12 protein-coding genes are annotated in these 12,952 nt (G+C 65.2%); 8 read left to right on the forward strand and 4 right to left on the reverse strand.

Going from position 1 to position 12,952, the window contains the following annotated elements:
• Positions 1 to 30: 30 nt before the first annotated feature.
• On the reverse strand, positions 31 to 426 hold the full coding sequence (locus tag WDZ97_RS02065; RefSeq protein WP_157257244.1) for a hypothetical protein: 396 nt from the start codon (positions 424 to 426) through the stop codon (positions 31 to 33).
• Between the two features lie 198 nt (positions 427 to 624).
• On the opposite strand from WDZ97_RS02065, the gene WDZ97_RS02070 reads away from it, so the two are divergent.
• Together WDZ97_RS02070 and WDZ97_RS02075 are read left to right on the forward strand one after the other, a co-directional pair.
• Positions 625 to 3,198 carry a glycosyltransferase gene (locus WDZ97_RS02070; protein ID WP_020165222.1) on the forward strand — a complete coding sequence of 858 codons (2,574 nt, stop codon included), beginning with the start codon at positions 625 to 627 and terminating at the stop codon, positions 3,196 to 3,198.
• Between the two features lie 4 nt (positions 3,199 to 3,202).
• Complete coding sequence (locus WDZ97_RS02075) at positions 3,203 to 4,753, forward strand: glucan 1,3-beta-glucosidase (RefSeq protein ID WP_425761643.1); 1,551 nt, start codon at positions 3,203 to 3,205, stop codon at positions 4,751 to 4,753.
• Here WDZ97_RS02075 and WDZ97_RS02080 read toward each other — a convergent pair.
• Entirely contained in the window at positions 4,739 to 5,365 is a 627-nt protein-coding gene (locus WDZ97_RS02080; protein ID WP_020165220.1) for a YbhB/YbcL family Raf kinase inhibitor-like protein, read from the reverse strand. The two genes, WDZ97_RS02075 and WDZ97_RS02080, sit on opposite strands and share 15 nt — an antisense overlap.
• 16 nt (positions 5,366 to 5,381) lie before the next feature.
• Complete coding sequence (gene murJ / locus WDZ97_RS02085) at positions 5,382 to 6,920, reverse strand: murein biosynthesis integral membrane protein MurJ (protein ID WP_425761644.1); 1,539 nt, start codon at positions 6,918 to 6,920, stop codon at positions 5,382 to 5,384.
• Between the two features lie 144 nt (positions 6,921 to 7,064).
• Here murJ and rpsT point away from each other — a divergent pair, with 144 nt between their 5' ends.
• Positions 7,065 to 7,337: a 30S ribosomal protein S20 gene (rpsT, locus tag WDZ97_RS02090; RefSeq protein ID WP_019917602.1), complete on the forward strand. Its 273-nt coding sequence runs from the start codon at positions 7,065 to 7,067 to the stop codon at positions 7,335 to 7,337.
• A gap of 209 nt (positions 7,338 to 7,546) precedes the next feature.
• Here rpsT and WDZ97_RS02095 read toward each other — a convergent pair whose 3' ends face one another.
• Complete coding sequence (locus WDZ97_RS02095) at positions 7,547 to 7,927, reverse strand: DUF3579 domain-containing protein (protein ID WP_425761645.1); 381 nt, start codon at positions 7,925 to 7,927, stop codon at positions 7,547 to 7,549.
• Positions 7,928 to 8,651: 724 nt separating this feature from the next.
• On the opposite strand from WDZ97_RS02095, the gene WDZ97_RS02100 reads away from it, so the two are divergent.
• Genes WDZ97_RS02100 through WDZ97_RS02120 form a run of 5 tightly spaced genes read left to right on the forward strand, consistent with a single transcriptional unit; the run spans position 8,652 to position 12,901 of the window.
• The gene (locus tag WDZ97_RS02100) at positions 8,652 to 9,839 is read left to right on the forward strand and encodes an aspartate aminotransferase family protein (RefSeq protein WP_425761646.1); all 1,188 of its coding nucleotides are present in this window, start codon (positions 8,652 to 8,654) and stop codon (positions 9,837 to 9,839) included.
• Position 9,840: 1 nt separating this feature from the next.
• A complete protein-coding gene (argF, locus tag WDZ97_RS02105; protein WP_425761647.1) occupies positions 9,841 to 10,764 on the forward strand; it encodes an ornithine carbamoyltransferase in 924 nt (307 codons plus the stop codon).
• 31 nt (positions 10,765 to 10,795) lie between these two features.
• A complete protein-coding gene (locus WDZ97_RS02110; RefSeq protein WP_425761648.1) occupies positions 10,796 to 12,028 on the forward strand; it encodes an argininosuccinate synthase in 1,233 nt (410 codons plus the stop codon).
• Positions 12,029 to 12,046: 18 nt separating this feature from the next.
• Positions 12,047 to 12,361 (forward strand): pyrimidine/purine nucleoside phosphorylase, encoded by a 315-nt coding sequence (locus tag WDZ97_RS02115; protein WP_008062806.1) that lies wholly within the window; start codon positions 12,047 to 12,049, stop codon positions 12,359 to 12,361.
• Positions 12,362 to 12,415: 54 nt separating this feature from the next.
• The gene (locus tag WDZ97_RS02120) at positions 12,416 to 12,901 is read left to right on the forward strand and encodes a YajQ family cyclic di-GMP-binding protein (protein ID WP_304002675.1); all 486 of its coding nucleotides are present in this window, start codon (positions 12,416 to 12,418) and stop codon (positions 12,899 to 12,901) included.
• Positions 12,902 to 12,952: the final 51 nt, after the last annotated feature.

Genomic DNA, 12,952 nt, shown 5'->3' on the forward strand with positions numbered 1-12,952 from the left:
GGGCGATCCGGACAATTCGGGACATTGTGTTTACGCAGTGTTTACAGAGGCCGGCGCGCGCGCCAGCAGCACGAGCATTCCGGCAAGCAGGCCGACGGCGGCGAAATCGGCGCTGTACAGCACCAGGCCGGCCGCACCCGTGACGACGGCCAGGCGCGCCACGAAGGCGTGGCGCAACAGCAGTGCGAGCGCACCGGCGGCCAGCGCAAGCACGCCGATGCGCTCCTGCATGAACAGCTGCGGCGCAATGCGGCGCACCAGGCAGCGCCAGTCGTCGGCGCCGCCGGCGCACAGGCCGTGCAGCAGGTCGGATTCCATCAGGCCGTAGCGCAGGCCGGCGCTGGCCGCGGCGACGACCGTCAGCGCGATGAGCAGCGGCCAGCCAAGGCGTTTGCGCAGGTCAACAGCAAGGGAAGAGGTGGGCATCGGGGTATTCATCTGTAGGCACTTTCCGTCACGGGCGAACCGCGGATTTTCGCTGTGTTAGCATCGCCGCGCTGCAGCATCGACACCGTCATCCGGCGCCCGGCTGCAGTCCTCACCTTACCGGAAACGCTGCGCCCGGCCCAGCCGGACGACCGACACCGATCTCGCATGAAAAGACAGATTTCCCTTGCCCGCGTCATGATCGCCCTGCTGATAGCAGGTGGCGTGGCGGCGGTGCACTTCGCGCTGTGGGCGGTGATGAACCGTCCGGTCAGCGTGGTCGAGCCGCTGGACTACATCGACGGCTTTTCCTACAGCCCCTACCGGCGTGACCAGACGCCGCTCAAGGGCGTCTATCCGAGCTACGCCGAGATCGAGCAGGATATGAAGCAGCTCGGCGGCATCGCTCACCGGGTGCGCACCTACAACTCGACCGAGAACCCCGAGGTGTCCGATCTGGCCGGACAGAATGAACTGCGCGTGACCGCCGGCGCCTGGCTGGACCGCGACAAGGTGAAGAACCGGCGCGAGATCGGTGCCGTGCTGGCGGACGCCCGGCTGCACGAGAACATCGACCGCATCATCGTCGGCAACGAGGTGCTGTTGCGCGACGACCTGACCTTCCCCGAGATGTATGCCTACCTGGACGAGGTGCGCAACGCGACCGATCTGCCGGTATCGACCGCCGAACCCTGGCACGTCTGGCTGAAGAACCCTGAACTGGCGGACCACGTCGATTTCCTTGCCGTCCATCTGCTGCCGTATCACGAGGGCGTGCCGGTGGACAAGGCGGTCGACTACGCGATGGCGCGTTACCAGGAGCTGCTGGACGCCTTCCCCGGCCGCTCCATCCTGATTTCCGAAATAGGCTGGCCGAGCAAGGGGCCGACCATACAGGCGGCGGTCGCGTCGGAAGAGAACCAGGCGCGCTTCGTGCGCGAATTCCTCTACCGCGCGCTGTGCAAGAACCTCGACTACTTCCTGATCGAGGCCTACGACCAGCCTTGGAAGATCGACATCGAGGGCTGGGCAGGCGCCTACTGGGGCGTGTTCAACGCCGACCGCCAACTGAAGTTCCCGCTCGAAGGCAGCGTGGATCCGAACAGTGGCTGGATAGACGACGCGCTGATCGCCACCGTGTTCGCGCTGGTGCCGATGCTGCTGCTCTGCCTGGCGCAGCGCGGCATGAGCATAGGCGGCCAGTTGTGGATGTGCATACTGGTGCAGTCCTGCGTCACCGCCATCGTCATTGCAGCGCGCCTGCCGGCCGACTACTACTTCACGCTGCGCGATCTCACCGCGCTGATCGGCCTGGTGTTCGGCGTCGTGCTGACGGCCGGCGTACTGCTGACCAACGGTTTCGAGTTCGCCGAGGTGTTCTTCAAGCCGCGCTGGCGCCGTGCCTACAAGCCGGCCGAGCCGTTGCCGCCGGAACAGCAGCCCTTCGTGTCGGTGCACCTGGCGTGCTGCAACGAGCCGCCGGAAATGGTGATCGCCACCATCGACAGCCTGGCGGCGATGGACTACCAGAACTTCGAAGTCATCGTCGTCGACAACAACACCAAGGACGAGGCGCTGTGGAAGCCGGTCGAGGCGCGCATGGCCGAACTGGGCCCGCGCTTCCGTTTCTTCCACCTGCCCCAGTGGCCGGGTTTCAAGGCCGGCGCGCTGAATTTCGCGATGAAACAGATCGACCCGCGCACCGCCGTAGTCGGCGTGGTCGACGCTGACTACGTCGTGACCACCGACTGGCTCAGCGCGCTGGTGCCGCATTTCCGCGACCCCAAGGTGGCCGTCGTGCAGGCACCGCAGGCGCACCGTGAGTGGGAGCGCCATTTCTTCAAGCGCATGTGCAACTGGGAGTTCGATGGCTTCTTCCGCATCGGCATGCACCATCGCCACGAGCGCAATGCGTTGATCCAGCACGGCACGATGACGCTGGTGCGCCGCTCGCGCCTGGAGGAATCCGGCAACTGGTCGGAATGGTGCATCTGCGAGGACACCGAACTCGGGCTGCGCCTGCTCGAGAACGGCGACGAACTGCGCTACATCGACCGCGTGTTCGGCCGCGGTCTGACGCCGTCCAGCTTCGCCGCACTGAAGTCGCAGCGCTTCCGCTGGGCTTTCGGCGCGATGCAGATCATGAAGGGTCACTGGAAGGCGCTGGTTGGCAAGAGCAAGCTCACCGCCGGCCAGCGCTATCACTTCATTACCGGCTGGTTCTCGTGGTTCGGCGACGCGCTGCAGTTCCTGTTCGCGCTGGGCGCCATAGGCTGGACGGCCGCGATGCTGATCTGGCCGAAGATGTTCTCGCTGCCGGTCACCATCATGCTGGCGCCGGTGCTCGGTCTGCTGGTCGCCAAGGCGGCGATGGGGCCCATCCTGTACCGTCGCGCGATGGACTGTCCGTGGGCCGACATCGCCGGCGCATCGCTGGTGAGCCTGGGCCTGTCGCACGCGATCGCGCGCGGCATCATCGCCGGCATCACGCACAAGCGCGGTGTCTTCCTGCGCACCGCGAAGGGCAAGGCGGAGGGTGGTTTGGCCAAGTTCTTCCAGCCGATACGCGAAGAGATGTACCTGCTGCTGTCATTGATCTCTGCCGCCGGCGCCATGCTTTACATGCGCGGCACCGACAGCGTCGAGGTGCTGCTGTGGGTGACCATGCTGGGCCTGCAGTCGCTGCCCTACATCGCCGCACTGGCCTGTCAGTTCATCGCCCAGCTGCCGGAGAAGCCGCTGCCGGCAGCGTCGGCGACACAGGCAGCCTGACGCGATGATGGAACCTCTGAACCGCGCGCCGCGCTGGGCGCGTTATGCGCTGGTGCATCTGATCGCGCTGGCGCTGATCGCGTTCTGGATCTGGCGCGCCAACCAGCCGCAGGCGCTGGCCGACGTGCCGCCGGACCAGGCCCGTCTGCAGTGCGTGTCGTACGCACCCTATTACCGGCCGGGCGAATCGCCGCTGATCCCTGATTTCCAGGTGAGCCGCGAGCGCATCGACGCCGACCTCGCACGGCTGGCACGCATCACTGACTGCGTGCGTCTGTATTCGGTCGATCAGGGGCTGTCCGCCGTGCCCGAGCTGGCCGGTCGCCACGGACTGAAGGTGCTGGTGGGCGCCTGGATAGGCGGCGATCTGAAGAAGAACGACATCGAGCTGACACAGGCCATCGCGCTTGCCAACCGTCACCGCGACGTGGTGCGCGGCCTCATCGTCGGCAACGAAGTGCTATTGCGCCGCGAGCAGACCGAGGACGCGATGCGCCGCTACATCGAGCGTGCCCAGCGCGAAACCGAGGTGCCGGTGACTTACGCCGACGTCTGGGAGTTCTGGCTCAAGCACCGTTCACTCGCGGCCAGCGTCGATTTCGCCACCGTGCACATCCTGCCCTACTGGGAGGACGAGCCGCGGGCGATCGACGACGCGATCACGCACGTGACGGCGGTGATGGACACGATGGCCGTCGAACTGGGCAAGCCGCTGCTGATCGGCGAGACCGGCTGGCCCAGTCTGGGCAAGCAGCGCGACGGCGCGCGGCCGGGGCTGATCGAGCAGGCGCGCTATCTGCGCGAATTCCTGCTGGCGGCCCAGGCGCACGGCTGGCAGTACAACGTGATCGAAGCCTATGACCAGCCGTGGAAGCGCCTGCTCGAAGGTACGGTCGGCGGGTACTGGGGGGTGCTCGATTCGCACGGCCACGCCAAGTTCGGCTGGCATGGCGCGCTGGCCGAACGCAACGACGGTGCCACGCCGCTGACCGCTGGCGCGGTCGGGCTGGCGCTCGGCGTGCTGATCGTACTGGCCGCGCGCGTGCGTCGTTCGGGTGCTGCAGCGGCTTACGCGCTGTCCGGGGCACTGGCGGGACTGATCGGATGGCTGCAGTGGGAATACCTGTTGCTCGCCTGCCGCAATCCTGCAGAGTGGCTGGCCATGGGCGCGGTAGCACTGGCGGGCAGTCTGGCGTGGGCGCTGTTGCCCTTCGTGATGACCGGTCGTGCACGACCTGCGATGGCGTTCGCCGTGCGTGTGCTGCTGTTCGGCCTGGCCGCCGGCGGCCTGTTGCTCGCGGTCGATGGTCGCTACCGCGATTTCCCCTTCCTGCTGTTCGTGTTGCCGACCGTTCAGTTCGGTCTGGCTGCGCGCTGGGCCGGTTTCGACGTGATGCCGCGACTGCCCGAGGCGCGCGTTTTCACGCTGATTGCGGTGGCCGGCAGTGTCATCGCCTGGCTTGTCGACTGGCGCAATCCGCAGGCGCTGGGCTGGGCGCTGATGGCCGCCGTGCTGGCGGCCGCCTATCTGCAAAAGCGCTCAGCAGCGGACTGAAGGGTTCAGCGCGTAAAGCCCAGTCAGGCTCGCCTGGCCGAGCACGTGGCCCTGCATCGCCTGTTTCACGACATCGAGCGTAAGCCGACCGTCTGCCGGAAGGCGTTCGACGTCCAGCGCGTACAGCGTGAACACGTAGTGATGGACGATTTCGTCGTTCCACGGCGGGCAGGGGCCGTCGTAGCCATGGTAGTCGCCGGTCATCTGCGCGTCGCCGGCGAACCACGCAGTGTAATCGTTGATGCCCTGGCGGGTGCCGCGGGGACCGGCCGGACCGGGCTTGCCGCAGGCGGTGACGGCCGACGAGAACTCGCCTTCGGCGATTTCGCCGGTCGGCGCGAGGTCGACCAGTATCCAGTGCGTGAAGTCGCAGCGCGGCAGCGAGGCTGGCACGGTGCGACCTTCCTGGTTCACGTCGTCCGGCCGGGTCGGTACGTCGGGGTCGTGGCAGATCAGCACCAGCGAACGCGTGCCAGCCGGCAGGTCGGACCAGGCGAGGTGCGGGTTGCGGTTGTCGCCAAGTTGCGCGTGACCCTTGCCGTCCGGAATGCAGAACGCGTTGCTGCCCGGGATGCGGGCACCGTCGGCGAAGGTGTTGCTCGTCAATTTCATCTAGTCAGCTCCTCGTTCAGGACGCCGCGCGACGCGAAAAGTCGCGCAGCCGGAAACCCAGTGCGAACAGCACGGCGAAATAGGCGCCGGCGCCAGCCGGCACCAGCCAGCCCAGGTGCAGGATACGGCTGAGCGTGCCCATCTGCAGCCAGTCGCCCGGCACCTGGGCGCCGAAGTAAAGCACCAGCCCCATCGCTGCAAGTGCAGACAGCATCTTGAGCCAGAAGCTCCGCCAGCCCGGCGCCGGCGTGTAGGCGCCGATGCGGCGCAGTCCGCGGTAGAGGAAACCGGCGTTCACCAGCGACGCAAGGCCTATCGACAGGGCCAGACCGGCATGCGCCAGCGGACCGATGAAAACGAGGTTCATCAACTGGGTCAGCACCAGCACGCCGAGCGCGATCTTGACCGGCGTGCGGATGTCCTGCCGCGAATAGAAACCGGGTGCGAGCACCTTCACCAGAATCAGTCCGGTCAGGCCGATGCTGTAGGCGAGCAGCGCCTCGCGCGTCGCCAGCACGTCGTGCGCGGTGAACTGCCCGTGATGGAACAGTGTGGCGATCAATGGTGTGGCCAGCAGACCCAGCGCAAGCGCTGCCGGCAGCGTAAGCATCAGCGTCAGCCGCAGGCCCCAGTCGAGCAGCGCCGAAAACTCGCCACCGTTGCCGTCGGCGTGACTGCGCGACAGCGAAGGCAGCAGTATGGTGCCCAGTGCGACGCCGAGCAGGCCGGCCGGGAATTCCATCAGACGGTCAGCGTAGTAGAGCCAGGACACCGAACCGCTTTCGAGGAAGGAGGCGAAGATGGTGTTGATCAGCAGCGAGATCTGCGACACCGATACGCCGAGGATGGCCGGCAGCATCAGCTTGAAGATGCGGCGCACACCGGGATCGTGCAGGTCGAGCCGCACCCGCGGCAGCATGCCGATGCGCATCAGCGCCGGCACCTGCAGCGCCAGCTGCAGCGCGCCGCCGATGAACACTGCCCAGGCCAGTGCCAGCACCGGGGGATCGAAATACGGTGCAGCGAACAGGCTCATGCCGATGAAGCTCAGATTGAGCAGCACCGGCGTGAAGGCGGGTATCGCGAAGCGGCTGAAGGTGTTCAGCACGCCGCCGGCCATGGCGACCAGCGACATGAACAGGATGTAGGGGAAGGTGATGCGGGTCAGCGTCACCGTCAGGTCGAACTTGTCAGCGTCGGCGGCAAAGCCGGGCGCGGATATATATATGATGAGCGGCGCGGCGACGATGCCGATCGCCGTGACGACCGCCACCACCAGGGCGAGCAGCGTGGCGACGTGGTCGATCAGTGCCCGCGTGTCGTCGACACCGCGCCGGTTGCGGTATTCGCCCAGTATGGGCACGAAGGCCTGCGAGAATGCGCCTTCGGCGAACATGCGGCGCAGCAGGTTGGGCAGGCGGAAGGCGACGAAGAAGGCGTCGGTGGCCGCGCCGGCGCCGAAGGCCCGGGCGATGAAGAAGTCGCGGACGAAGCCGAGGATGCGCGACAGCAGCGTCATGCTGCTGACGGTCGCAAGTGCACGAAGCAGATTCATCAGGCGGGGCGTGAGGACGGACAGCGCGCACCTTACCAGAGCCGTGCGGCCTGTCGGTCACGCGATGCACCACTCCGGGGTCTTGCGCCAGCAATCCTTAGTGCGTATACTCGCGCGTTTTCCCGAACACCCAACCGCAAGAATATGGCCAATTCCGCACAAGCACGCAAGCGCGCCCGTCAGGCGAACGTTCGTCGTGATCACAACATGAGCCAGCGCTCGGAGCTGCGCACCGCCATCAAGAACGTTCGCAAGGCCATCCTGGCTGGCGACAAGGCAGCTGCGCAAGCCGTGTTCGTGCAGGCCCAGACGACGATCGACAGCATCGCTGACAAGAACATCATCCACAAGAACAAGGCAGCTCGTCACAAGAGCCGTCTGTCCGGTGCGATCAAGGCGATGGGCGCCGCGGCCTGAGTTCCGCAGCCTGACCCGCCGGCGGCCATCTAGGCCGCAGCAATAAAAAAGCCGACCCGATGGTCGGCTTTTTTATTGCTCGTTTCTGTTGTCCAGGCTCGCCGTGCGCAGAGACAGAAAGGCGTTTTCGTCGTTTTCGTCGGCGCTCGCGTGGCGGACATATTCCGGACGGCGTCCGCCATATGTCCGGATCGCCAAAAAACGGGGATTCAGATTTCGGCGGCGCCGGTCTCGTAGTCCACGCGCAGATCGTTGTCGCGCGCGAAATGCATCAGGAAGTTGTAGGCGAGCGGTTCGAGCTCATACAGGCGGGCATCGACGAACACGCATTTTTCGCCGGTGATCCAGCAGCCAGGGCGCACGTACGGCGAGTAGCGCATCTTGCGCTGACTGCCGAACGAGGACATGACGCCGCACAGGCGGTCGGACCAGTCGCTGGGGCGGAAGGTGCGGCCCTTGCTCGTGGCGCCGATGATGGTGAAGCTGCGCGCGCGGCGCGGGTCGTCCATCTGTTTGCGCACCAGGGTGTCGTTGGCGGGCGGGAGAGGGGCTTCGGCGTCGCCGTCGTGTACATGCGGAATCGCGCTCATGTTCGGGTCTGTGGCCTCGGGCAGTTCTGTGTTCGGTCCGGCTGCCGCCGCACGTGGCAGGGAAGTGCGGCGCAGCCGGGGTGGTGCTTCACTCAGTTATAGCGGTAAAACAGGGCTCTTTTTTATCTTTAAAAACAAGGTTTAGCTGTTGTAAAGCTAATGTTCTGTTTCTATACTCGCGCTATCCCTATGAGGAGACGGCGCTTTATGCTCAATTCCAGCCTCAGATCCAGGCAGTCCAAAGTACTTGGCAGTGTGTCGTCTCCGGCGCCTCGGGCTCAGATGGCCCGATTCGGTTTCAGGATCCGTACGCGAGGCGGCGTGCTGATCGACAACCTGTCCATACCGGGCGCGAGTGCCGAAGAGGCCGAACGCAAGTTGCGACAGATCTATATGGGCTGCTCGGTCTTAGCACGCTTTGTGCCAGACCCGCAGATCGGGCCCGGTGCCGCCCGCGGGGTCGGCTAAGTCCCTGCCGCAACGGATGTTCGCAGCCCGGTACGGGCTGGGGGGCGGGCGACCGCGCTGCTGCGCCGTCTGCCGCGCGAGGTGACAATGTGCGCCGCAACATGAGCGGCGCCTGCTACACAGCGCGCGGGCTTTGAACTAAAATCGTCCTCTCATCAAGCACGGCGGCGCGAGCCGCCGTGCTTTTTTCGTTTTCCGCATCACGCCGCCAGCAGGCGTGCCGTCGATGCGGCAGCAGGGTCACGGAGCTGTTTCGATGACGCATCTGATGAATACCTACGGCCGCCAGCCGGTCGCCTTCACCCACGGCAAGGGCGTACGGTTGTATGACGAGAACGGTCGCGAGTACCTCGACGCGATGGCCGGTGTTGCCGTGAATACGCTGGGCCACGGTCACCCCGATCTGGTTCAGGCGGTGTCGCGGCAGGCGGCGGAAATGATCCACTGCTCCAATCTGTACCGCGTGCTGGCACAGGAAAAGCTGTCGGACCGTCTGGCCGAACTGTCCGGCATGGACGAAGTGTTCTTCTGCAATTCCGGTTGTGAAGCCAACGAGGCGGCGATCAAGCTCGCCCGTCTGTACGGCCATCAGCGCGGCGTCGAACTGCCGGGCATCATCGTGATGGAGCACGCCTTCCACGGCCGCACGCTGGCCACGTTGTCGGCCACCGGCAACCGCAAGGTGCAGGCCGGTTTCGAGCCGCTGACGCCGGGCTTCCACCGGGTGCCTTTCAGCGACATCGCCGCGGTGCGGGCGATCGCCGAGCACACGCGCAACATCGTCGCCGTGCTGTTCGAGCCGGTGCAGGGCGAGGGCGGCATCCATGCCGCCGACCTGGCTTACATGCGCGAACTGCGCACGCTGTGCGACCAGCAGGAATGGCTGTTCATGGTCGACGAGGTGCAGTGCGGCATCGGTCGCACCGGCAGCTGGTTTGCCTTCCAGCACGCCGGTATCGAGCCGGACGTGATGACGCTGGCCAAGGGCCTGGGCTCGGGCGTGCCGATCGGCGCCTGCCTGGCGCGCGGGCCGGCGGCCGGTGTTTTCAAGCCCGGCACTCATGGTTCGACCTTCGGTGGCAATCCCCTGGCCTGCGCTGCCGCGCTGACCACGCTCGACGTCGTCGCGCGCGACGATCTGCGCGGCAATGCCGTGCGTCAGGGCGACGCGATCCGCGCCGGCTTCCGTGATGCGCTGAAGGATGTGGCGGGCGTCAAGGACATCCGCGGTGCCGGCATGATGATAGGCATCGAACTCGACCGCCCCTGCGGCGCGCTGGTCGGTCAGGCACTCGAAGCCGGTCTGCTGATCAACGTCACGGCCGACAGCACCATCCGGCTCGTGCCGCCGCTGGTTTTCTCCGACGCCGACAGCCGCGAGCTGGTCGACCGGTTGTCGCCGATCATCCGCAACTTCCTCGCGGGCGCTCAGCTCGCCGCATGAAATGACTGAACCCAGACACTTTCTGCAACTGAAGGATCTGACGCGCGAAGAGCTCGACTACGTGTTCGCGCGCACCCGCTGGATCAAGGACAAGTTCAAGCGCTACGAACAGTACTGGCCGCTGCAGGACCGCACGCTGGTCATGATCTTCGAGAAGCAGAGCACGCGCACGCGCCTGTCCTTCGAAGCCGGCATGCACCAGATGGGCGGCAGCGCGATCTACCTGAACACGCGCGACTCCCAGCTCGGCCGCGGCGAGCCGGTCGAGGACGCGGCCCAGGTCATTTCGCGCATGTGTGACGTGGTCATGATCCGCACCTTCGAACAGACCATCATCGAGCGCTTCGCGGCGAACTCTCGCGTGCCGGTGATCAATGGCCTGACCAACGAATACCACCCCTGCCAGGTGCTGGCCGACATCTACACCTGGATCGAGCACCGCGGCGACATCTCCGGCCGCACCGTGGCGTGGATCGGCGATTCGAACAACATGTGCCACACCTGGATGCAGGCGGCCGAAATCTTCGATTTCAAGCTGAACATTTCGACCCCCCCGGGCTACGAAGTCGAGGCCGAGCGCGCAGGCGTGGCGGGCAGCCACCACGAGTGCTTCGCCGATCCGATGGACGCCGCGCGCGGTGCCGATCTGGTCACCACCGACGTGTGGACCTCGATGGGCTGGGAAGCGGAGAACGAGGCACGTTGTGCCGCTTTCGCCGACTGGCAGGTCGATGCCGAGATGATGAAGGTGGCCAAGGCCGACTCGCTGTTCATGCACTGCCTGCCGGCGCATCGCGGCGAGGAGGTGAGCGCGGAGGTGATCGACGGCCCGCACTCGGTGGTGTGGGACGAAGCCGAAAACCGCCTGCACGCGCAGAAGGCGCTGATGGAATTCCTGCTGCTCGGACGCGTGTCCGGCAGCTGAACCGACGACTCTTATTGAAAGACGAGCAACGATGAGCGACATCAAGAAAGTGGTCCTCGCCTATTCGGGCGGCCTGGACACCTCGGTCATCCTGAAGTGGCTGCAGGATGTGTATCAGTGCGAAATCGTCACCTTCACCGCCGACCTCGGCCAGGGTGAGGAACTCGAACCGGCGCGTGCCAAGGCGATCAAGCTGGGCATCAAGCCGGAGAACATCTACATCGACGATCTGCGCGAGGAATTCGTCCGCGATTTCGTGTTCCCGATGTTCCGCGCCAACACGATCTATGAAGGCGAATACCTGCTCGGCACCTCGATCGCGCGTCCGCTGATCGCCAAGCGCCTGATCGACATCGCGCGAGAAACCGGCGCCAACGCCATTTCGCACGGCGCCACCGGCAAGGGCAACGACCAGGTCCGCTTCGAACTGGGCGCCTATGCGCTGATGCCGAACGTGAAGGTGATCGCGCCGTGGCGTGAGTGGGATCTGCTGTCGCGCGAAAAGCTGCTGGCCTATGCCGAGAAGCACGGCATCCCGATCGAGATGAAGCACAAGCAGGGTGGCTCGCCCTACTCGATGGACGCCAACCTGCTGCACATCAGCTACGAAGGTCGTCACCTCGAAGATCCGTCGGCCGAAGCCGAGGAATCGATGTGGCGCTGGACGGTGTCGCCGGAAGCGGCGCCGGACGCCGCCGAATACCTCGACCTCGAATTCGAGCGCGGCGATCTGGTGAGCATCAACGGCACCCACATGCCGGCGCACGAACTGCTGGCCACGCTGAACACGATCGGTGGCAAGCATGGCATCGGCCGCCTCGACCTGGTCGAGAACCGCTATGTCGGCATGAAATCGCGCGGCTGCTACGAAACCCCGGGCGGCACCATCCTGCTGCGCGCGCACCGCGCCATCGAGTCGATCACGCTGGACCGCGAAGTCGCCCACCTGAAGGACGACCTGATGCCGCGCTACGCCAGCATCATCTACACCGGCTACTGGTGGAGTCCGGAGCGCCGCGCGCTGCAGGCGCTGATCGACCACACGCAGCAGACGGTCAATGGCTGGGTGCGGCTCAAGCTGTACAAGGGCAACGTCATCGTCGTCGCCCGCGATTCGAAGACCGACTCGCTGTTCGACCCGACCATCGCCACCTTCGAGGACGATGCGGGTGCCTACGACCAGAAGGACGCCGCCGGTTTCATCAAGCTCAACGCGCTGCGCATGCGTATCGCCGCCAACGCGGCCATCAAGCGCGGCAAGTAATCACAACAGGAAAAGAACATGTCCCAGTTCGACAACATCAGCGTCGTCAAGAAAGCCAATGTGTACTTCGACGGCAAGTGCGTCAGCCACAGCATCCAGTTCGCCGACGGCACCAAGAAGTCGGTCGGCGTCATCCTGCCGGCCACGCTCACCTTCAATACCGGCGCGCCGGAAATCATGGAAGGCGTGGCGGGCAGCTGCCGCGTGCGCCTGAAGGGGGAGACCGAGTGGAAGACCTACGGTGCGGGTGAGTCCTACAACGTGCCGGGCAACTCGTCCTTCGACATCGAAGTGAGTGGCGAGCCCTACCACTACGTCTGCCATTTCGGCTGATCCGCATCACCGGGCGCCGCTTGGCGCCCGCACGCAGCACACGAGGTTTTCAGCATGCCCTCCTTCGACATCAGTTCCGAAATCGACATGGTCGAACTGCGCAACGCGGTCGACCAGGCGAACAAGGAAATCACCAACCGCTTCGACTTCAAGGGTTCGGACGCGCGCGTGGAGCAGGGCGACAAGCTGCTCACGCTGTTCGCCGACGACGACTTCAAGCTCGACCAGGTCTATGACGTGCTGCTGGGCAAGTTCGCCAAGCGCGGCATCGACGTGCGCTCGGTCGAGCGCGGCGACGCGCAGAAGATCAGCGGCAACAAGATGAAGCAGGAACTGAAGCTCAAGGTGGGTATCGAGAGCGAATCCGCCAAGAAGATCGTGCGCATCCTGAAGGACAGCAAGCTCAAGGTGCAGGGCAGCATCCAGGGCGAGGAAGTGCGCGTCACCGGCGCCAAGCGCGACGTGCTGCAGGAGGCCATCGCGCTGCTGCGCAAGCAGGTCACCGACATTCCGCTGCAGTTCGGCAATTTCCGCGACTGAGCGCCGATTCAGGCGCTGCCGCTGCCGCGCCCTGCGATAACGGCCTGTTTC

This window comes from Methyloversatilis sp. MC4-4, assembly GCF_049843555.1.
Lineage (GTDB): Bacteria > Pseudomonadota > Gammaproteobacteria > Burkholderiales > Rhodocyclaceae > Methyloversatilis > Methyloversatilis discipulorum_B.

What these genes read in the sequence shown, in the direction of transcription:
- murJ (WP_425761644.1), bottom strand. Translation starts at nt 6,920, where the DNA reads ATGAATCTGCTTCGTGCACTTGCGACCGTCAGCAGCATGACGCTGCTG.
- argF (WP_425761647.1), top strand. Translation starts at nt 9,841, where the DNA reads ATGACTGAACCCAGACACTTTCTGCAACTGAAGGATCTGACGCGCGAA.
- WDZ97_RS02110 (WP_425761648.1), top strand. Translation starts at nt 10,796, where the DNA reads ATGAGCGACATCAAGAAAGTGGTCCTCGCCTATTCGGGCGGCCTGGAC.
- WDZ97_RS02065 (WP_157257244.1), bottom strand. Translation starts at nt 426, where the DNA reads ATGCCCACCTCTTCCCTTGCTGTTGACCTGCGCAAACGCCTTGGCTGG.
- WDZ97_RS02070 (WP_020165222.1), top strand. Translation starts at nt 625, where the DNA reads ATGATCGCCCTGCTGATAGCAGGTGGCGTGGCGGCGGTGCACTTCGCG.
- WDZ97_RS02115 (WP_008062806.1), top strand. Translation starts at nt 12,047, where the DNA reads ATGTCCCAGTTCGACAACATCAGCGTCGTCAAGAAAGCCAATGTGTAC.
- WDZ97_RS02075 (WP_425761643.1), top strand. Translation starts at nt 3,203, where the DNA reads ATGATGGAACCTCTGAACCGCGCGCCGCGCTGGGCGCGTTATGCGCTG.
- WDZ97_RS02100 (WP_425761646.1), top strand. Translation starts at nt 8,652, where the DNA reads ATGACGCATCTGATGAATACCTACGGCCGCCAGCCGGTCGCCTTCACC.
- WDZ97_RS02120 (WP_304002675.1), top strand. Translation starts at nt 12,416, where the DNA reads ATGCCCTCCTTCGACATCAGTTCCGAAATCGACATGGTCGAACTGCGC.
- rpsT (WP_019917602.1), top strand. Translation starts at nt 7,065, where the DNA reads ATGGCCAATTCCGCACAAGCACGCAAGCGCGCCCGTCAGGCGAACGTT.
- WDZ97_RS02095 (WP_425761645.1), bottom strand. Translation starts at nt 7,927, where the DNA reads ATGAGCGCGATTCCGCATGTACACGACGGCGACGCCGAAGCCCCTCTC.
- WDZ97_RS02080 (WP_020165220.1), bottom strand. Translation starts at nt 5,365, where the DNA reads ATGAAATTGACGAGCAACACCTTCGCCGACGGTGCCCGCATCCCGGGC.